The organism is Streptomyces sp. NPDC059256 (genome assembly GCF_042753785.1).
GTDB lineage: Bacteria > Actinomycetota > Actinomycetes > Streptomycetales > Streptomycetaceae > Streptomyces.
Window position 1 is genome coordinate 195,340 of the sequence record NZ_JBHYZO010000007.1, and the last position, 19,345, is coordinate 214,684.

22 protein-coding genes and 1 pseudogene are annotated in these 19,345 nt (G+C 68.7%); 18 read left to right on the forward strand and 5 right to left on the reverse strand.

The genetic code is table 11. The annotated features are described in order from the left end of the window. The first annotated feature begins 67 nt into the window (after window positions 1-67). The 3 genes and pseudogenes from ACFXJL_RS18385 (at window position 68) to ACFXJL_RS18395 (ending at window position 3,483) form a co-directional block, all read left to right on the forward strand. Complete coding sequence (locus ACFXJL_RS18385) at window positions 68-1,150, forward strand: NAD(P)-dependent alcohol dehydrogenase (RefSeq protein ID WP_384693616.1); 1,083 nt, start codon at window positions 68-70, stop codon at window positions 1,148-1,150. Window positions 1,151-1,845: 695 nt separating this feature from the next. Beyond that, window positions 1,846-2,373 (forward strand): annotated as a pseudogene (locus ACFXJL_RS18390) (cytochrome P450); the annotation flags it as partial. A gap of 147 nt (window positions 2,374-2,520) precedes the next feature. Continuing rightward, entirely contained in the window at window positions 2,521-3,483 is a 963-nt protein-coding gene (locus tag ACFXJL_RS18395; protein WP_384693948.1) for a PDR/VanB family oxidoreductase, read from the forward strand. Between the two features lie 197 nt (window positions 3,484-3,680). Here ACFXJL_RS18395 and ACFXJL_RS18400 read toward each other — a convergent pair whose 3' ends face one another. Continuing rightward, entirely contained in the window at window positions 3,681-3,989 is a 309-nt protein-coding gene (locus ACFXJL_RS18400; RefSeq protein ID WP_384693619.1) for a hypothetical protein, read from the reverse strand. Between the two features lie 421 nt (window positions 3,990-4,410). On the opposite strand from ACFXJL_RS18400, the gene ACFXJL_RS18405 reads away from it, so the two are divergent. Further along, complete coding sequence (locus ACFXJL_RS18405) at window positions 4,411-4,836, forward strand: DUF6892 domain-containing protein (RefSeq protein ID WP_358881552.1); 426 nt, start codon at window positions 4,411-4,413, stop codon at window positions 4,834-4,836. A gap of 518 nt (window positions 4,837-5,354) precedes the next feature. Next, a complete protein-coding gene (locus ACFXJL_RS18410) occupies window positions 5,355-5,951 on the forward strand; it encodes a choice-of-anchor C family protein (RefSeq protein ID WP_358881551.1) in 597 nt (198 codons plus the stop codon). A 472-nt stretch (window positions 5,952-6,423) separates the two neighbouring features. Here ACFXJL_RS18410 and ACFXJL_RS18415 read toward each other — a convergent pair whose 3' ends face one another. After that, complete coding sequence (locus ACFXJL_RS18415) at window positions 6,424-7,254, reverse strand: class I SAM-dependent methyltransferase (protein WP_384693623.1); 831 nt, start codon at window positions 7,252-7,254, stop codon at window positions 6,424-6,426. A 76-nt stretch (window positions 7,255-7,330) separates the two neighbouring features. On the opposite strand from ACFXJL_RS18415, the gene ACFXJL_RS18420 reads away from it, so the two are divergent. The 11 genes from ACFXJL_RS18420 to ACFXJL_RS18470 all read left to right on the forward strand — a co-directional run bounded on the left by ACFXJL_RS18420 (window position 7,331) and on the right by ACFXJL_RS18470 (window position 16,574). Then, window positions 7,331-7,993, forward strand: a complete 663-nt coding sequence (locus tag ACFXJL_RS18420) for a TetR/AcrR family transcriptional regulator (RefSeq protein ID WP_384693626.1) — start codon at window positions 7,331-7,333, stop codon at window positions 7,991-7,993. Between the two features lie 430 nt (window positions 7,994-8,423). Next, on the forward strand, window positions 8,424-8,759 hold the full coding sequence (locus ACFXJL_RS18425) for a hypothetical protein (protein WP_329012905.1): 336 nt from the start codon (window positions 8,424-8,426) through the stop codon (window positions 8,757-8,759). Between the two features lie 221 nt (window positions 8,760-8,980). After that, a complete protein-coding gene (locus ACFXJL_RS18430; protein ID WP_384693629.1) occupies window positions 8,981-9,919 on the forward strand; it encodes a helix-turn-helix transcriptional regulator in 939 nt (312 codons plus the stop codon). Between the two features lie 23 nt (window positions 9,920-9,942). After that, the gene (locus ACFXJL_RS18435) at window positions 9,943-10,716 is read left to right on the forward strand and encodes an SDR family oxidoreductase (protein WP_384693632.1); all 774 of its coding nucleotides are present in this window, start codon (window positions 9,943-9,945) and stop codon (window positions 10,714-10,716) included. Then, complete coding sequence (locus tag ACFXJL_RS18440; RefSeq protein ID WP_358881546.1) at window positions 10,709-11,335, forward strand: VTT domain-containing protein; 627 nt, start codon at window positions 10,709-10,711, stop codon at window positions 11,333-11,335. Before ACFXJL_RS18435 ends, ACFXJL_RS18440 begins: the two co-directional genes overlap by 8 nt. A gap of 306 nt (window positions 11,336-11,641) precedes the next feature. After that, a complete protein-coding gene (locus tag ACFXJL_RS18445; RefSeq protein WP_358881545.1) occupies window positions 11,642-12,016 on the forward strand; it encodes a hypothetical protein in 375 nt (124 codons plus the stop codon). A 673-nt stretch (window positions 12,017-12,689) separates the two neighbouring features. Next, entirely contained in the window at window positions 12,690-13,184 is a 495-nt protein-coding gene (locus tag ACFXJL_RS18450; protein ID WP_358881544.1) for a DUF2617 family protein, read from the forward strand. Next, on the forward strand, window positions 13,181-13,594 hold the full coding sequence (locus ACFXJL_RS18455; protein WP_384693636.1) for a DUF4247 domain-containing protein: 414 nt from the start codon (window positions 13,181-13,183) through the stop codon (window positions 13,592-13,594). The genes ACFXJL_RS18450 and ACFXJL_RS18455 overlap by 4 nt, the downstream gene beginning before the upstream one ends. A gap of 66 nt (window positions 13,595-13,660) precedes the next feature. Next, window positions 13,661-14,098, forward strand: a complete 438-nt coding sequence (locus ACFXJL_RS18460) for a DUF350 domain-containing protein (protein WP_358881542.1) — start codon at window positions 13,661-13,663, stop codon at window positions 14,096-14,098. Window positions 14,099-14,103: 5 nt separating this feature from the next. Further along, window positions 14,104-15,702: a polyamine aminopropyltransferase gene (locus tag ACFXJL_RS18465; RefSeq protein ID WP_384693639.1), complete on the forward strand. Its 1,599-nt coding sequence runs from the start codon at window positions 14,104-14,106 to the stop codon at window positions 15,700-15,702. Window positions 15,703-15,878: 176 nt separating this feature from the next. Beyond that, window positions 15,879-16,574 carry an alpha/beta fold hydrolase gene (locus ACFXJL_RS18470; RefSeq protein WP_384693642.1) on the forward strand — a complete coding sequence of 232 codons (696 nt, stop codon included), beginning with the start codon at window positions 15,879-15,881 and terminating at the stop codon, window positions 16,572-16,574. A gap of 56 nt (window positions 16,575-16,630) precedes the next feature. Here ACFXJL_RS18470 and ACFXJL_RS18475 read toward each other — a convergent pair whose 3' ends face one another. Beyond that, window positions 16,631-17,065 carry an ATP-binding protein gene (locus tag ACFXJL_RS18475; RefSeq protein WP_384643487.1) on the reverse strand — a complete coding sequence of 145 codons (435 nt, stop codon included), beginning with the start codon at window positions 17,063-17,065 and terminating at the stop codon, window positions 16,631-16,633. A gap of 447 nt (window positions 17,066-17,512) precedes the next feature. Next, entirely contained in the window at window positions 17,513-17,854 is a 342-nt protein-coding gene (locus ACFXJL_RS18480) for a metalloregulator ArsR/SmtB family transcription factor (protein ID WP_358881539.1), read from the reverse strand. A 633-nt stretch (window positions 17,855-18,487) separates the two neighbouring features. Here ACFXJL_RS18480 and ACFXJL_RS18485 point away from each other — a divergent pair. Then, a complete protein-coding gene (locus tag ACFXJL_RS18485) occupies window positions 18,488-18,739 on the forward strand; it encodes a DUF6400 family protein (RefSeq protein WP_358881538.1) in 252 nt (83 codons plus the stop codon). Further along, window positions 18,723-18,968: a hypothetical protein gene (locus tag ACFXJL_RS18490; RefSeq protein WP_358881537.1), complete on the forward strand. Its 246-nt coding sequence runs from the start codon at window positions 18,723-18,725 to the stop codon at window positions 18,966-18,968. Before ACFXJL_RS18485 ends, ACFXJL_RS18490 begins: the two co-directional genes overlap by 17 nt. Window positions 18,969-18,999: 31 nt before the next feature. Here the strand turns inward: ACFXJL_RS18490 and ACFXJL_RS18495 are convergent, their stop codons facing one another. Continuing rightward, window positions 19,000-19,290, reverse strand: coding sequence for a WhiB family transcriptional regulator (locus ACFXJL_RS18495; protein WP_329012940.1), 291 nt, complete (start codon window positions 19,288-19,290; stop codon window positions 19,000-19,002). Window positions 19,291-19,345 lie beyond the last annotated feature (55 nt).

The window sequence follows — 19,345 nt, forward strand, 5'->3', positions numbered from 1 at the left end:
AACATTGACCGACCCTGTCCCGCATGTCAATATGCAGTCTCGCTTTGTGAGTCACTGAGGAGGCCCTGTGCGCGCCACCGCCGCTCTGTTGGAGCAGCCCGGACAGCCGTTCGTCCTGACCGAAGTGGACCTGGACGATCCCCGCCCGGACGAGGTGCTCGTCCGCGTCGCCGCGGTCGGCATCTGCGGCACCGACCTTGAGTTCGCCGGCTTCTTCCCCACGCCGGCTCTGCTCGGGCACGAAGGGGCGGGCATCGTGGAGCGGGTCGGTGCACACGTCACCTCCGTACGCCCGGGTGACCACGTCGCCATGTCCTTCACTTCCTGCGGTACGTGCGCCCTGTGCCGCACGGGCTCACCCGCCTACTGCCGCAGCTTCGACGCGGTGAACTTCTCCGGCCGCCGCCCTGACGGCTCCACGGCGGTGACCCACGAGGGACGGGAGGTCAATGCCCACTTCCTCGGCCAGTCGTCGTTCGCCAGCCATGTCGTCGCACCGGAGCGGGCGGTCGTCAAGATGGACCCGTCCTGGGACCTGCTGCGGGCCGGCCCCTTCGGCTGCGGATTCCAGACCGGGGCCGGTGGTGTGCTCAATGTGCTTCAACCCCGCCCGGGCTCGTCGATAGCGATCTTCGGGGCAGGGGCCGTCGGTGTGGCCGCCATCATCGCCGCCGCACTGAGCAGCTGCAAGGTGATCGCTGCCGTCGATGTGAACCCGGCCAAGCTGGAGGCGGCCCGTGGCTACGGAGCAACCCACACGGTCGACTCATCGGCCGGGGGGACCGCCGAGCAACTGACCGCCCTGGTCCCGAAGGGGTTCGACTTCGTGATCGACACGACCGGGCACGAGAAGGTCCTGCGCACGGCGGTGGAGGCCCTCGGGCCGCTCGGTCGCGCCGGTGTCATCGGCGTCGGCCCGAGCGAGTCGATGAGCTTCGACTGGCGCAGCATCCTCAACGGACGCACGGTCACCGGCATCGTCGCCGGGTCCAGCGTGCCGCAACTCTTCCTGCCGCAACTGCTGGAGCTCAACGCCGAGGGCCGGTTCCCGGTCGAGAAGATGATCAGCTACTTCCCGTTCGAGCAGATCAACGAAGCCGTCACGGCAGTCCGGTCCGGCACGGTCGGCAAAGCCGTGCTGACCTTCTGAACATTTGCTCGCAAAACGTTGTCAAGCTCAGCGGCACACCTTAGGGTGACCGACGCCGATGAGGCCGTTGACATCCGGTGGCGCGGCCGGACAACACCGCGCACAGTTCCGAGCACGTGGAGCGTGCCACCATGTCTGCCGACATCGACTTCGACCACCACTCCGACGAGGCCAACGCCGATCCGGTCGCCTACTATGCGGGCTTCCGTGAGAGCTGCCCGGTGGGCCGCTCGACATCCCACGGCGGCTTCCACTACACGACCCGGTACGCCGACGTGGCGCGCATCGCCCGCGACGACGCGACGTTCTCCTCGGCCCGCAGCGACCACGGCGGGCAGGGGGTCGGCATCGTCATCCCCAAAGGGCCGGGGCTCGAACAGTATCCGATCGAGCTCGACCCACCGCGTGCTACCGAGTACCGGCAACTGATCAACCCGCTGCTGACCCCGGAGGCGGTCGAGCAACTGGTACCCATGATCGAGCGCCATGCCGCCCGTGTCGTGGACGACTTCATCGAGCTCGGTTCCTGCGACTTCGTCCGTGACCTCACCAACCCGCTGCCGGCAGCGGTCACCCTGGACTGGCTGGGCTTCCCCGAGGAGGACTGGGCGAAGCTGGCCGGGCCGATCCACGACATCTTCGCGGCACCGGCCGGCAGCGAGCGCGCCGTGCGCGGGGCCGCGGGGCTGGCCTACATGGACCAGCGCATCCGTGAACTGATCGCCGAGCGTCGCCTTTCGCCCCGGGCCGATGCGGTCAGCACGCTGGTGGCCGGCCGGCGCGCCGACGGCAGCGAGTTCGACGAGGATGAGCTGGTGTCGGTGATCGGCCTGCTCATCGCGGGCGGCGTCGACACGACGACGTCCCTGACGGGGTCGACGCTGGTCCACCTCGCCCGCCACCCCGAGCAGCTCCAGCGGCTGATCGACTCCCCCGATCTGCTGGACGGAGCGACCGAGGAGTTCCTCCGCGCGTTCGCCCCCTCGCAGTCGATGGCACGCACCGTCACCGGGGACGTGGAGATCGGCGGCTGCCCGATGCAGGCGGGCGACCGGGTGCTCATCCCCTGGGTCGCCGCGAACCACGACCCCGCGGTGTTCCCCGAGCCCGAGCTGGTTCGGCTCGACCGCGACGCCAGTCGGCACCTCAGCTTCGGGATCGGCACCCACCGGTGCGCCGGCGCCCATCTCGCCCGAGCCATGTTCCGCGCGATGATGATGCAGGTCCTCACCCGGCTGCCCGACTACCGGGTGATCGAGGAGGGACTCGTTCCCTACCCCACGCGCGGCAACCAGTCCGGCTGGGACGCGGCCCCTGCGGTCTTCACGCCCGGCCCCCGGGCGGCAGCGACGACGGGCACGGTACGCGCGCTGAACACGCCCACCCCGCTTCAGGTGACGGACGTGCACGCCGCGGCCGATGGCGTCATCGCCGTCGGCCTCGGGCTCCCGGACGGAGTCGAGCTCCCCCCATGGCGGCCCGGCGCACACATCGAGTTGCGTCTGCCCTCGGGACGGCTGCGTCAGTACTCCCTCTGCGGTGACCCCGCCGATGCCACGAAGTGGCGCATCGGCGTTCTGCGAGAGCCCCTGGGTCGGGGGGGTTCGACCGAACTCCATGAGCTCGCCCGCCCCGGTGCGACGTTCGCGGTACGCGGGCCGCGCAACCACTTCCGGCTCGCCGAGGCCCCGTCCTATCTGTTCCTCGCCGGCGGCATCGGGATCACACCGATCCTCGCCATGGTTCGGGATGCGGCGGGACGCGGCACTCCCTTCACCGTCGTGTACGGCGGACGCACCCGCTCGACGATGGCATTCGCCGACGAACTCGCCGCGCTGGCCGGCGATGCGCTCACCCTGCTCCCGCAGGACGAGGCGGGCCTGCCGGACCTCCCCCGTCTGCTGGGCGAGTTGGACGCACACACCGCGGTGTACGCGTGCGGGCCGCCGCCGATGCTGGCGGCCGTCGAGCGTGAGTGCGCCCGGCTGGATCTCAGCGACCGGCTGCACCTGGAGCGCTTCGCCGCCGGCGACGACCTGGAAACGGCGTTCGACGCCGCGGAGAACCGGAGCTTCGAGGTGCAGCTGGCGCGCACCGGAGCCACGCTGACCGTGCCCCCCGACCGCCGTCTCATCGAGGTCCTGCGCGAGGCTGTGACCGGTCTGTCCTATGACTGCGAGAAGGGGTACTGCGGAGCCTGCGAGACACGTGTCCTCGCCGGTACGCCGGAGCACCGGGATTCGGTGCTCAGCGACGAGGAACGTCTTGCCGGGCGCACGATGATGATCTGTGTCGGGCGCTGTCAGAGCGATCGACTCGTCCTGGACCTCTGAGCCGCTCGGGCCGACGGGCACGTCCGTCGGCCGACCCATGACACGGTCGGCTCCGCGGTGGGCGTAGGGCCCCACGTCGTCCAGCGCGGAGTCCGTTCATGCCGAGCAAGGCCGAACGCGGAGCAGTCGGCCTGACGGAGGCGATTACTCCCCCGCGGGTCGACTGCTCACCGCTCCCACCACACCTTCACCCTGCCTCAGCAGACCTCGTAGCCGCAGAGCAGAAGGATGCGCGTCACCTCCGGCAGCCGGTCGGGGAAGGAGAGGGAGCCCAGGTGGCGCTCTTGTGCACGGGAGAGATGCCGGCCGAGGGCAGGGTCCCGAAGCACACCGTGGAAGAGCCCGGGCCGGTCGACGGACGCCACACAACGCACCTCCGTCGGCGGGCACCGGTCAGTGGGCGAACGCCCGTGGTCCGAGGCAGCCCTGAAGTGCAGGAGATGGTGCTCTCCCGGAGTGGCGACTCCGACGGTCTCGAAGAAGATCTCCACGCTGGTGAGCCGCACATCGCGACCGCCCGGGAGAACCGGGCGAGACTCAACGGCGCGGGACTGGTTCGGGCGGAACTGGTCCGGGCGGGACTCGATGGTCTGGGGTGAGGAAGGCAGCGCCCGCGCGGAGAGGCACGAGGGTATGGCGTGCCGCTCGGGTGCCGAGGAGGTCGTATCCCTCGCGGGCGGGGTTGATGGACGCGATGCCCGCCGGTTCACCGGCTTGGAGCGGGGTCAGCCCCGGATGACAGAGCGGCCCCGGTCCCGACCCGCGCCGGTCCCCGCCGACGGATCCGTCGGGCCAGCCCCAGCCCCTCCACTGCCCCCATGTGCCAACAGGACCGGCCCGGCGGGCGTACCATGTTGGGGCCTTCCCAACGAGGGGACCGGACTTGCGTAACTGCCCGGTGTCACTGCTGTGCCTTACGTTGAGGGCATGACCACCTTCACCGACTTCAACTTCAAACTCCTCGTCGTCGAACAGCTCATGTACTCGGACGAGACACTCACCCCGAAGTTCCATCTCGCCGAGCGCCTCGGCGTCGACAACCCCTTCGGCTACGCCGTCGAGAAGGACCTGGCCTATACCGTGCTCCCGGAGGCACGGACCTTCTTCGAAGCACTGGAGATCAGTGACGAACTGCTGGCCAGCGTCGAGGTGCTGATAGCGGACGGTGGCAACGAGGTCTACAACGAGTGCGCCCCGATGTGGGACGGGGAGGACGACCTCTTCGATGTCCGCTCCCTCGACGACCTCGCGCTCCTGCCGAACCTGAAGTGCATAGCGGGCGCGGAGGAAGGGATCTTGGCCGTTCCCAACAAGCTGGAGATCCTGGCGGCACGCGGCATCGCTACCGAGTAGTCATCCGTCGACGGCCCACCGGTCCGCAGCACGCGACACACACCGACGACGGTCCGGTGGGCAGAGCACCCGGCATCCGAGCATGGAGCCGACCTCGGTGGGGGGCGCCTGGCAAAGCACGGTAGTCGGGGCAGCGGCCCGGCACGCGTTCGCCCGACAGACAGGTGACGGCCGAGATCGCGTGCGAAGGGGCTGCGGTCGGGCCGGGAGGAATGGCCTTCTCTGCCACGAGGAGCGGCTTCCCCGTGGAGGAAGTCGAAGCGCGAGCACCACGACTCCCATCCGTCCCGTTCCGTCCGCATAGCACGCCCGGAGCTGTTTCCCCGGACGCCTCGCCGGCATCGCAAGTGTGGTCGCGGTGGACCCACCCGGCTTGTTGGAGCACACGAGTACGGTCCAGGACCATGCGTCCCTGTGCCGTACTCCCGCACGCCTGAACAGGGCTCTTCCCCTCCCTTCCGGCCGACCGGAATGCTGATCGTGTTGAACGGCAAGCTGATTCTCTTCAGGAGGCATTCATGAAGGTTGCGCGTTCGTTGGTCGTCGCCGTTGCGGCAGGAATTCTCATGGCCGGTTCGGGTGCCGCGCTGGCCGCCCCGTCGGCGGCGGCGGTGAGCCGGTTCGACGACGGCAGTTTCGAGTACCCCACGGCGCCGGCGAACTCGTTCACCACGGTCAATAGCGGCCAGGCGATCGGGCCCTGGCAGGTCACCTCCGGAGGCGTGGACCTGATCGGCGACGGATTCTGGCAGGCGGCCGAGGGAGGTCAGTCGGTCGACCTCAATGCAACCCAGGCGGGCACGGTGACCCAGACCTTCACCACGACCCCGGGTCGGACCTACACGGTCACCTATGCGCTGGCCGCCAACCCGGAGGGTGCACCGGCGGTGAAGACCGGCAGGGTCCTCGTGGACGGTCAGAACTTCCAGGACTTCTCGTTCGACTCCACCGGGAAGACCCGTGCCGCCATGGGCTATGTACAACGGCAAGTGACGTTCGTGGCCAACGCGTCGACGACGACCCTCGGGTTCGCCAGCACTTCGCCGGGAGCCTACGGGCCCGTCATCGACGACGTGCGCGTCACCGGCTCGTCGCCCTGTTCCTGTACCCCCTGACGGCCCCACCGTCCTGACCGGGACGGAGAACTCCCCCGGTCGGGCCGATGGCATCGGCCGGGGGCCATCAGGAGCAATGCCCTGACCGGTCATCTGCTCTCGCCGTTGCCAACCCGGTCCGACCCTTCCTACCACCGCACGGTGGCGAGCCATGGCCCGCCACCGTGCGGTCGTTCGTTGGACGGCTGACGGACGCTCACGACTACCTCGCGCATCACATGCGAGGTGTGCATATCCTCATCCGCCGTGACCTCGTGGCCGAGACTGCCTTCTCCTTCGTCGAAGCGTGCTTCGCGGGGACTTCCTGGAAGCCGGGCTGTCGCCTCAGAAGGCGCTGGACGCTAACTGGGCGTGCTGGCCCAACCCGCCGGGCAATCCGGTCGAGGCTGGTCCTCGTCGCACTCGATGAGGACCAGCCCGCCCACCGTCGCGGTGCTATCCCCTTGGGGTCCGTGCCCACGACTGCGCCGAGTCAGCCGGTCGCCGAACGCACGGCGGCGACCGCCAGTGTGACGTAGCGCATGGTGAAAGCCCCGCCCGCCGCTTCGATGGCAGCGCCGATCTCGGCCGCGGCCTGCGAGGCCAGGGCGGGCGGAAGCTGCGCATGAGCACCCGTGGTGGGGAGCTGGCCCAGCCACTCCTCGCAGGTGTACGACCGCTCCCCATCGAACCGCCACCGTTCCGCTGGGCCGAACACACCGGCCTCCCGCACTCCGTCTGTTGCCTTGGTGCAGAGCTTCGCGTACGCATCCTCGGCCGGCCTCGCCCAGAAACGGGCGGCGAGCGACTCGGGTGCGACCCGCCGGTAGCTCTCGGCGAAACAGCGCGCCAATTCCAACGGAGGGCGGCCCGCGTTCCAGAAGACGGCGAACAGGCCACCGGGCCGCAGTGCCTGCCCGGCCTTGGTGGCTCCCTCCACCGGGTCCACCCAGTGCCAACTCTGCCCGGACACCACCGCGTCGAACTCCCGGCCCGCCGGATCCCATGACTCGAAGGCTGCGACCTCAACCCGGAGTCCGCGCCGACCCGCCAGGTCGGCCATCCGAGCATCGACGTCGACACCCAGTACCCGGCAACCGGCCTCCTGGAACTGCCGGGCCGCGATGCCGGTGCCACACCCCACATCGAGTACCCGGGGCGACTCGGGGAGAGCGGCGACGATGCGCTCGACCATCGCCCCGGGATAGTCGGGTCTGGTCCGGTCGTAGCGTTCGGCATCGGCGCCGAACGAACCTGCTGTACGCCGGTGTTGGTGGGGTGCCGGTGCGATGCCGGGCGTGGGCTCCGGCTCCATAGTGGGCATGTGCCCACTATGCTGTGGTGAACGCCCGCCCGTCAATCGGACCGGTGATGGAAACTCAAGGAGAGGAAGTCACAACGTGCCGACAGGGGTGGCCATCCGGGATCCTCGCGAGCAACTGTTCAACGCCGCCGAACGCGTACTGCTGCGGGACGGGCCGAGCGCGCTGACCAGCCGGGCGGTCACCACCGAGGCAGGCTGCGCCAAGGGGGTGCTCCACCGGCACTTCACCGACTTCGACGCGTTCCTCGCCGAGTTGGTGCGTGACCGCATCGCCCGTTTGGACGCCACCGCCCTGCTCGCCTCGGCCGGAACCGGTGCCGTCTGCGATCACCTCACCGTTGCATTGACGGATCTCTTCGAGTCCGTTGCGGTGGCGATCGTCTCCCTCGTCATCTCTCGGGACGAACTCCGCGTTCGACTTCGACCGACGACACCAACCGGCATCCCGGTGCTCACGGAGGCCGCCGCGATGCTCGGTTCCTACCTCGCCGCCGAACGCGAGTTGGGTCGGATAGACGCCGGGTGCGACCTCCACGTCCTCGCCGCCACCCTGATCGGAGCCGCTCATATGCTCTTCGCCGACCGTACGGGCACCCCACCCGATGGCACGGCCGTGCGCAGGGTGGTGGATTCGGTCATCGTGGGTGCCTTGTCGACGCCACCACCCTCAACGGCGCTCAGCCGCCGCACCCCGATGGATCGGGTGGGGAACCGCAAGGCGCGGCCAGTGGCCGACTGAGGGTCGCGGTTCAGCCGAAAGAGTGCGGGGCCTCACTCGACGGCGTGCCGACTGTCCCCCGAGCGGCTGAAGTTGGTCACCACGGTTACACGTGCCGACCCCATGAGCGCGGAAGTCAGCGACGCCAGGCCCGGGTGGAGGAGCCGTAGGACGGGACCGGAGAGACCTTCGACCGCTTTCGGTGCCATGGCCCCGGCCACGGGGCATCCATGAGCGCCGTGCCGACCGACTCGGGCCGTACCGAAGTCGATGAGCGCCTTCACCACAGGTCGATGAGCACGCCCCGAGGAGAGCCCGGAGCACGAGCACGGGCTGCGGCACGGTCCCCAGGCCACCCAAGAGGTCAGGCATAGTGATCCCGCTATGCGCCCACCCCAGCACTCTCAGTGATGGAGCGTGGGCGTTCGTGCTTCATCTCTCGGAGGTCGTTTTGAGTATCCGACGCACTGTCGCCGCCTTCGCCACAGCTCTTGCTCTCGGCGCGAGCGGGCTCCTCGTCTCATCGGGGCCGGCATGGGCCGGTGCCGTGCCCACCCAGGCCGCGGCGGCCGTCGACCCGTGCGAGTACGTGTTCTTGACCAACGGTGGCAGTGAGGGGCTGGCCGTCACCTGCGAGGGCCACCCGTTCCGCGCATTCGTGAGTTGCCAGAAGGGTGACATCGAGACCTATCGCAACTTCGGTGCGCTCGTACCGTCCGGTGGCACCTCAACCGCCTGGTGCACCCAGGGCGACTTCCTGATCGGCGGGGGCGGCGCCCAGACGTGACACAACGCCTGCGCCGGCGGACGCACCGTCGGCGCAGGCAAACACACCGCGAACCCACCGTGGCCATGTCTCCCCGTGCGCGGGCCGTTGTTCGGTCGGCCCTCTGTAGGACATCGCCGTGACACCCCGAATCCGCCCGAGCACGGTGGCGCGATCGTTCAAGACACCCTCCCCACCCTGGACGTAGCGTGTTCACCGGGTGGCAGAGGAGAGGGTTGTCAATGGACGAGTACGCGAGTGCCCGACTGGTCGGGCTGGTCCAGGGCGCACTGGCCGCCGAGGGCATACCCACCGTCGCCCCCACCGGCGACGGCGCCCTGTTGCCCTTCGAGGCCAAGCGTCGATTCCTGACCTCCGTGGCCGACGAGCACGGCCTGCTGCCCTTGCTGCGGGTCGGATCGCTGCTCTCGGCGCACCCGGCCGACCCCGCCGTCTCCGCACTCCTGAGCGCCGTCGACCCCCATGATCTGTTCCACCGGTGGCAGCGGCTGGAGCGGTTCACCCATTCCCGTCATCGTGTGGTGATCCTGGAGCACGGTGCCGGGCAACTGGTCGCGCAGCACGTGGGGCCGGCCTCCGCACCGCCCGAGCCGGCCGAGGACGCATTGGTACTGGGCGTGCTCAGCGCACTGCTGTCCCTGACGGGTGCGCGCGACGTCACCGTCACCGTGGGACGCGACCGGCCGGTGACGGTGGTGGCACACGGCGCCTGCACCGCGGCACCACCCATCCATGACAGCGGCCTCTGGCGGTTCACCTGGTCCGATGTCGCCCGCGACGTCCACGTCCCCACGATGGACCGCGGTACGGATCCGGCAGCGCGGACCCGCAGACTGCTCCGCACCGATCTCGCCCGGCGCTGGACGCTCGCCGACCTCGCCACCGAACTGCACCTTCCCGTACGGAGCATCCAACGACGGCTCAGGGGGGCCGGCGGCTTCAGCGAACTTCTCGGCAGCCTGCGCACGGAGGCCGCTGCCGAGCTCCTGATGCACAGCGGACACCCCGTGGGGGTGATCGGGTTCGCCTGCGGCTACGCCGACCAGCCCCACTTCACCCGTCGCTTCAAACGTCACACCGCCATGACACCTGCGGCCTATCGATCGGCGTTTCGCCCCTCGCCGCCGCCGGACACCCCCACCCGCACCACACACCCGTAAGAGACCACACACCCGTAAGAGCCATGCACCCGCAAGAGAAGGACTCGATGGAACTCACCGGCACGACGGCCCTCGTCACGGGCGGCGCCCGCGGCATCGGTCGAGAGCTGACCCGCCAACTCGTCGCACTCGGCGCCCATGTCGTGGCCGTGGGCAGCAACCCCGAGGCGCTGGCCGACCTCGCAACAGAGCACGGCGCCCTGGTGTCGACGGACGTCGTCGACCTTTCGAACTCCCAAGCCGTGGACACGTACATCGACGAACTGCCCCGTCGGCACCCCGGGTTGTCCATCGTCATCAACAATGCGGGCGTACAGAACCTGAGCGACTTCCTGACCGGCGACCCCCAACAGCTCCGGCCGGTGCTGCGTCGTGAGCTCGCCGTGAATCTCGACGCGGTCATCACCCTCTCCACCGGGCTCCTACCCCACCTCGCACAACAACCCTCGGCGGCGATCGTCAACATCAGCAGTGGGCTGGCCGTCATTCCGAAACGCTCGGCCCCCGTGTACTGCGCCGCCAAGGCGGGGGTGCGGACCTTCACCCGCGCACTGCGCTACCAGTGCGAGGGCGCCGTCCCCCACATACAGGTGGTCGACGCCGTCCTCCCCCTGGTCGACACCGATATGACGGCCGGCCGGGGTCGAGGAAAGATCACCTCGGCGCGAGCGGCAGGCTCGGTGATCGACGGCCTCCGGCGGGGAAGGGCGGAGATCTACGTCGGCAAGGCACGCCTCCTCCCGGCCCTCATGAGAGTCGCTCCCTCGCTCGGATACCGGGCGATGCGCCATGGCTGAGGCCCCCACGACCATCGAGGTCGGACATCCCAGCCGCGCGGGCCGGCTCCTGATACGTCTCGACGGTGCTGCGCACAGACCGTGGTTCCTCCCGACCCTCGCCGTCTTCCCCTTGAGCGACTACGCCCTGCCCGTGCTGCCGAACCAGCTGCTCCTGATGGGGCTGTCGGCACTCCATCCGCGACGTTGGCGAACGATCGCTTTCACCTTCGTCCTCGCATCGGCCATGGGTGCCTTCCTCACCGCTCTGGTGCTCCAGTGGGCGGGGCCATGGCTGTTGAGCACCCTCGGGGGGTTGGCTCCCCAGCGCGAGGAGTTGCGCGAAGTCGGCGAGCTCATCTCTCAGTACGGTGCTTGGGCCGTGGCCGCCCTCTCCCTGTTGCCCTGGACGCCCCGGGCCGCCGTGGTGATGTGCGCGCTGGTGGGCATCCCGCCCTGGACGATTGCCCTGGCTGTCCTGGGCGGCCGGCTGATCCCCGTCACGCTCCTCGCCTTCGGTGGAGCTCGGTCCCCGCTGCTCCTTCGCCGTTCTCGTCGATTGGACCGGGTGCTCACGGAGGTGGAGAGCCACCGCGCGCCCGCTCCAGGGCAGCGGGACGACGGGTTCGAGGACCGTTGATGACCTAAGGCACCGGCTCGACCGGCCCGCCCGCCCGTGCGCCGGCCCCGAGATCCGACCAAGGTCCGGCCGAGGGGAACACTTGTCCCGCACGTCAGGCAGGAAGGTGACCGGCCGGGTGAACGCGGTTCATGCGTCCCTGCGCGACCAATGCTCCCCGGTGCGCGTCCATCTGTCCGGGCACCTGGAGGGTGTCGTTCAACGAGGGCGTGGCACGGAGCAGGACCGGTGTCCAGCAGACAGCTGACACGGCGATGTCTGTCGCCGCCCGGCACCGGGGAGCGGACCTAACGAGGGGAACCCGAAATGCGACGTACGACCAGAACCCTGCTCATGGCGTTCACCGTCACGAGCACCCTGCTCCTCACCATGACCCCGGCCGCGGCGAGCGAGCGGACCGTCGAGGCCAACGGTCAGGCTCGCGGGTACGGAGGCGCTGGTGGCGACGGACTGCGGGTCTACGCGTGCGACACGTTCAGCGACAACTGGGGCGTACGGACCCACTACACGTACCAGAGCAGCTCCGGAAGCACGGTCACGGCAACCATCAACGACGCCAACGGCGTCACCTCCGGCTGTGGGGAGCAGAGCATGGCCCCCAGCGCGCCGGTGCTCAGCTATCGGGTGTGCACCGGGCCGGCGGGAGCCGACACCGCCTGTACGCCGTGGACCAAGCCCTAGACAGAGTCCGGGGAAGCGCCCGTTGGGACCCCTGTCGGTCCAGCGGGTCCCGTGAGGTGCACGCACGCTCGGCGTGACGGATCCGGACGAGCGCGCCCGCACAGGACGATCACGTATATCCCCGGGTGATGCCACCGCTTGGCGGGGCGCCGCCGGCGCGCTCCCCATCGACACCCCGTCAATCGGTCGCGAGTTCACCCCGGAGTGCGATGGGGGACGCTCACCCCTGAGGCGCCTCCCTTCGGCCGCCCGCCTCGTCGGCGGCGCGGGCGGCCGCCCCAACGCCAGTACACACCGTGTGGTCCTGCCTCGCGGCATTGCGTTATCCCAGGTAGTCGCACGCTGTGCCCCGGGCTCCCCGCAGCGCTCGTCGAGACCCGCGCATGACCGCAGAGCCCAAGGTTCCTGGGGCCGAAACGGGACCGGACGGCGCAAGAAGCGCCGAACCGCCGAGGGTTCCCCTCGCTGGTGCATGCGATTCCCTGTGCGATACTCAGCGACGCTTGCCGCACATTTCACCTCGGGGGATCACCATGCAAGGTCAAGTTCACCGGCTTCGGTTTCGCACCGGTGGTGTCCCCGGCTGTGCGTGACGCAGTGGGACGCGAACCTCGGCACGGCAGTTTCGTGGCAACGGCCGACGGCACGGGCAGCACGGCATGAGCGGCACAGTATGAGCGGCATAGCCCTCACCACACCGTACTTGGACACGGACGCCGACCAACTCTCCTTCACGCTGGGCTGGCCGGCTCACGAGGCACTCGCCGTGCGCGACCTCACGGTCGATGGACTCGCCGTGCAACTCAGGCTGCTCGGCGCCTCCCATCAGGTCTTCGCCGGCCCCGTACAGGAAACCGTCGCCTGTCTGCCCGGTGTCACCGGCGGCCTGCCGAACACGGCCGTACGGTCCTTCGACCACTGGAACTATCGCTTCACCGCCCGCTGTGAACACCTCACCGCCGAGGAGTTCACTGATCGGGTCGAACAGATACGCAGCCGGGCGGACGCACATCCGCGGGCGCTGTACGGCATCTTCCCCGGCTTCCACGAAGCGGTGACCGCGCTCACCGTGGACCGACACGCCACGGGGTTGAGTTGGTGCACTTGGCACACCTACCCGCAGAGCCGCCAGATCGTGGCGACGCAGACCCGGCTGGAGGCCCGATGAAGTCCGCCCGTTGCATCAGTGCGATGTTCCTGGCCGCGGTGACACTCACCGCGTGTTCCGACGGTGGCTCGGCGAAGAAGCCGAAACACAACGACGTGCCCCACAGTTGGATAACCCAGCAGTACTCCCCGTCCAACACGGGCTATCTCGACAGCACCGACCCGGTGGGGAAGGTCGCCACAGAGATCGACGGCCACACCGCGGCCCGCAAGCGTCGCGACAACGACGGCCGGGTCTTCCTGATGTACCGCGACGACATCGTGGCCATCAGCCCCCAGAGGAAGGGCAGCCTGATCGAGGTCGTCGACTACGCCGTCGGCTACGCACGCTGGAACCCGCATCTCCGCCTCGCCTGGCCGGCCCCCGACAGCAATGAGTTCCGCGGTGGCGGCCCGGGTTCCGGCAAGTAGTCCCCAGCAGCCCGTTCCCCCTCTCTCCTCCCGAACTCCTCGACGACGTACCCGAAAGGCAATCCTGTGGCAGAGATCTTCGAATCGGCGGGCATCGCCCTGCTCTACGGTCTCATCGGTTTCATCGTGATGGTGGCAGGATTCATCGCGCTCGACCTCGTCACCCCCGGGAAGCTCTTCCATGTGGTGTGGACGGAACGCAACCGGGGCGCCGCCGTGCTCCTCGGCGGCCAGACGATAGCCATCGGTCTCGTGATCGAGCAGTCCATCCGGGCCAGTGAATCCGAACAAGGTCTGGGCTACGGCCTGTTCAGCACCCTGCTCTACGGCCTTGCTGGTGTTGTGGTCATGACCCTGATCTCCTTGATCGTCGGGCTGCTGACGCCCGGCCGTCTGGGCGCCGCCGTGCTGGACGACAACGGGGAGCGCCCCCACCCCGCCGCCTGGGTCCAGGCAGCCATGTACCTGGGCACGGCCGTCATGGTCGGCGCCGCTGTTTCCTGACGGCCATGAGCACCATCACGCTGGAGCACGCTCCCTCCGCCACCGAGCGGGTGCCACCTCGCCACGGTCGGGGAGTACGGTTCCTGCTGCTGCTCGCGGTCTTCGTCTGCGCTGCCTGCGGCCTGGTCTACGAACTGGCCCTGGCAGCGCTGGGCAGCTATCTCATCGGCAATTCCGTCATGCAGACCTCCGTCGTCATCTCCGTGATGGTCTTCGCGATGGGAATCGGTTCCCTCGCTGCGAAACCGCTCCAACGACGTGCGGTCGGCGCTTTCGCGCTCGTCGAGGTGTTGTTGGCGCTCGTCGGTGGCCTGTCGGTACTGATCCTTTATGTGTGCTTCGCGTGGCTGCGCATCTACATGCCCGCCATGGTGGCGATCTCCTTCACCGTAGGTCTTCTGATCGGTGCGGAGATTCCCCTGCTGATGACGCTGCTCCAGCGCATCAGGCGCCAGGAGGCCGGCAGTGCGGTGGCCGACATGTTCGCCTTCGACTACGTCGGGGCTCTGGTGGGGGGATTGTGCTTCCCCCTCCTACTGCTGCCCACCTTCGGCCAGCTCAAGGGCGCGCTGGTGGTGGGGTCGGTCAATGCTGTGGCCGGCGTAGTCGTGGTGCTGTGGATCTTCCGCCGTGAGACGCGCAGGGGCGTACAGGCAGCCCTGCTCGCCGCGATGGTGACCGTACTCGGCGTACTCGCAACCGTGTACGTCCTCGCCGACGACATCGAGGTCACCGCCCGCCAGCAGCTCTACCGCGATCCGATCGTCCATGCCGAGACCACGCCCTACCAGGACATCGTCGTCACCCAGTCGACCGCCTTCACCGGACAACCCGACACCCGGCTCTTCCTCAACGGCGACCTCCAGTTCTCCTCGGTCGACGAGTACCGCTACCACGAGGCCCTCGTCCATCCGGCCCTGTCCGGCAAGCGCTCCTCGGTGTTGATCCTGGGGGGCGGCGATGCACTGGCCCTGCGCGAGGTCCTGCGGTACGACGACGTCGACCGGGTGACGCTGGTCGATCTCGACCCGTCGATGACCCGGCTCGCCCGCTCCTTCGGACCCCTGACCGAACTCAACGAGCACGCGCTCGACGACCCGCGCGCCCAGGTCGTCAACGCGGACGCGTTCAACTGGCTACGGGACGCGAAGCAGCGCTACGACGCCGTGGTGATCGATTTCCCGGACCCGGACACCGCGGCAGTGGCCAAGCTGTACAGCGTGGAGTTCTACCATCTGCTGGGCCGCGTCCTGCATCCCCACTCACAGATCGTGGTGCAAGGAGGCTCGCCCTTCTTCGCCCCCAAGGCGTACTGGTCCATCGTCACCACCATCGGCGCGGCCGGCTATGGGACGACCGCCTACCAGATGGATGTGCCCAGCTTCGGCAACTGGGGGTTCGTCCTCGCCACCTTGCCCACCGAGCGTGCGCCGTCCTCCCCTCGGCTGGCTGCGGACGCGCCATCGCTGCGCTCGTTGGACGGAGAGGTGCTCGCGGCTTCGACGGTCTTCCCACGGGACCGGCGCCCCTTGGACGTTCGACCCAGTACCCTGATGGACCCCTCGGTACTCGAATACACACGCCATGAGTGGCAGAACTACTGACGGACCGTTGTGCACCCCGGAAAACTGTTGGGAGCGCCTTCGAGGTAGCGTCGTCCGCCCGCGGGGCACGACAGACAGACGGGACTTCGAAGACCCGACCTAGGACTGAGCCCGTGCAACCATCGCAGAAGCCCGACCGATCCCGTCCGCCCCGACACTCCGCCGAGGGAGCGTTGGTGATCCGCCGGCTGCCGCCGAGCCCGCGGGCAGCCGTCCTGCTGCTGCACGGAGGCCGTGCCGATGCCCTGGAGGCGCCTCCCACCGTCAACCTTCCTGCCGTCCGGTTGAGACCGTTCGCTTCGAGCATCATGCGCGCGACGCGCAACGACCGGGTCCTGGTCGGAAGGGTGCGCTACCGCCATCGCGGTTGGAACGGAGTACGGGAGGATCCCGTACCGGACGCTCGGCAGGCCCTGCGGGCCGTCGTCGATACGGCGGGCGATGTGCCGGTGGTCCTCGTGGGCCACTCGATGGGCGCACGGGCCGCACTTCGGTTGGCGGGTGAGGCACAGATCAAGGGCGTTGTGGCGTTGGCGCCCTGGTGCCCGCCCGGTGAACCCGTTGCCGAGGTGGGCGATCGGCACCTGGTGGCACTGCACGACGGAAGCGATCGGGTCACGGTGGCCGAGGACACCTGGGAGTACCTCGCTCGGGCAGAGCATGCGGGCGCGAACACCCTGGGGGTCAGCATGCCGAAGGGAGGCCATGCCATGGTCCGCGACGCACGCACCTGGCAACACATCACCACGTCGTTGGTGTGCGGTCTGCTCGGACTGGCCCCCTTGCCCACTGCTCTGACCGGCCGGGGTGCACCGGAAGGCGCTCCGGTGACGGCACGACAGTTGCTGGCCCAACTCGACGGGGCCTCCTGACCCCGAGGGGCCACCGCTGCGGCGTACGGCTTCGTCTCGCCGCGACAGCCTCGCGACTACAGGGGAACCGTGATCCACACGCTCTTGCCCGGTCCCTTCGCATCACCGTGCACCGCTGCCGTTCCCCCCAGACCGGTGATCAGTTCGGTCACCGTGGCCAGTCCACCGCCGGATGCACTCGCCCCGGGCCCATACAGCTCGGGCCGATGAGGGTGCTTGTCGTGAACGGCGAAGGCCAGTGTCTCGGGGCCCGCGGCCAGGAGCACGGTGATGGTGGGAGAGAGCTCGGCAGCATGTCGCACACTGTTGGTGACCAGTTCGGCGAGTACCAACAGTGCCGGACCGATGTGCGGATGCCGTAGCCCGATACCCCACTGCACCAGGATCTGTTCGGTGGTCTCACGGGCGGTACGAACGGCGTGGCCCTTGGCCGGCAGGCTCAGTACGAGCCGGTGGGGCAGTGCGGGAAGCCCCGCGAGCCCGGTCATCATCGCAGCCCCGCAGGAGAGAGTCGACGTGCCCGCGGGGTCGGACGGCAGTGCGGGATGCGCCGGGCTGAGCCGTCGAGGGTGCCCCGACTCACACTGCGGGCAGGTGGACGATGCGGGCCCTCGACAAGCAAGGGACCGCTGACTGTGGGTGCTTGGTCACGCCGAAGACGGAGGGGATCGGTCATGCGTACGGCCTCTTCGATGCTGGTGGGGGTGGGCCGGGAAGGGGGGCGGCGAACCGACTGGCGTTGGATCGTGGGCCGATCCAAGCGCATGGTCATGTTCGAAGGCGCAGCACATGGGCGGTGCCGTCTCAGGTAGCAGCTCGTTCCAGCCGGCTCGCCATGCGAGGGGGATGGCGACCTACGGACCACACCGCGCCCGGCGAGGAGACGCTGGGGAAGGGGCACGGCCCCTAGGGGCCAGGGCGCTTCTCAGGTATGTGGCTCACTCGGGGGTGACCTCGGCGTCCCTGAGTTCGGTCAACAGTTGGTGCTGTCCAGCCAGCATCTCGGTCAAGATGCGGCGCGCCGCCCGCATCAGCTCCGCAACATCACCGCCCGCGAGTTCGTAGACCACGGTCGCCCCCTCCCGGGTGGAGGTCACGATCCCGGATCGACGCAACACGGCCAACTGCTGGGAGAGCGCGGCGGGTTCGATCTCGATCTGGGCCAGGAGGTCACGCACGGGCATCGGCCCGTCCTGCAACAGCTCCAGCACCCGAATGCGCACGGGGTGTCCCAGCATCCGGAAGAACTCAGCCTTCGCCTGATACAGCGGAACCGGCACGTTCGCTGACTCCTTTCGCCACCCGGGCGGGCCGGGGCGTCCCACTGCGCCCGCTTCCGCCGCGAGCTCAGCCCCCACAGCATCTAGCGAAGTGCAGAAATATGCAATTCGCTAGAAAGAAGCTCGTGTTGAGGGGTTCGCTCCTCAACAGCCGCACCCATGGGGGCGGGGTGCACTTCCGGCCCGCCCATCGGCGCACGGACACCGCTCCCCCGGCAGGCCGGACACCCGGCCCGTACCCTCACTTCTCGACGGCTGATCGCGCACCTCGTGGACCGCACACGACACCCCACCACGAGGGATCCGGCACGAACATCTCGCGGCCTCCAGACACGGACGGACGCCGATGACCCCTCGGAGCATCCGCTCCGAACGCAACACCGTCCGCGCCCCAGATCATCAGCGGAGTGCGGAATGGATGGTGGATATGAGGTGTGTCACAACACACCGACTCGCCGGCAGTGCAGGAGCGCACTCGGCACCAGCAACCTCCGGGCCCTCCTGCGTGGTTCACCGCGTGCCGAACGGAACGTATCCACCCACCTACACCTTGCAACTTAGGGCACCCTTCCTTGAGCTGGCGCTCCTCTGGTAGAGCTAGATGTGCCCCGTCCACACATCGGAAGCCCAGTGATGAACCAGGACAGAAACAACGAGATCATTCCGTTCACCCTTGACCTCTCCGTCGATGAGTCCCGGCGACGGGCCGAGGTCATCGCCGCCCTCGGGGCGGACTGGGATCCGCTGGCCGTCCTCCAGGGCGAGGACGAGGCGTACGCGCTGCTCTATTCGGGTCTCGACGGCGAGCAGCAGCGCACCTACGACCTGCTCGTGGCGGCGGGTGTTCTGCCGGGAGAGGGGTCGGGTCGTGCGCCTGCCCATTGATCCGCAGGCGGACATCGCTCGCCGGGCCTGGGTGGACTGCCCCGCCTGTGACGACGCCCGCGCCTGCGCGGTCTGCGCCGAGGGAAGGAACTGCTCCCTGCACTGGCGCTATCTGATCTCCAACAGGGGACCTGTGGTCCATCTGCAATGTCCTGGCTGCACCCATATGTGGTCACTGAACACCAGGCCCGGTGTCCGCCTGCGCCCTGAGGACGACCCCGTCTACTGATCGTCAGCCGTGGCAGCACGAACCGGCTCGCTCAGTCCGGGCTGGCCTGCCGGTGGCCGTGGTGAGCAGCACGCAGAACCCTGCGCCAGGAGGTGACGTCCGGCCTGCGACGCAGCAGGGCTCGCCGCTCCCTCTCGGTCATCCCGCCCCACACACCGAACTCCAGACGGTTGTCGAGGGCTTCGCTGAGGCACTCGGTGCGTACGGGGCAAGGTGCGCAGACGGTCTTGGCCCGATTCTGCTGAGCGGCTTCGGCGAACAGCGACTCCGGGTCCGTCGCCCGGCAGGCTGCCTGCTCGCCCCAGTGGAGTAATGCATTCATCAGGTCTTCCCTTCTCTCCCGCAACACGGCTGACCGCGAGCCTATGTCGCCGCCG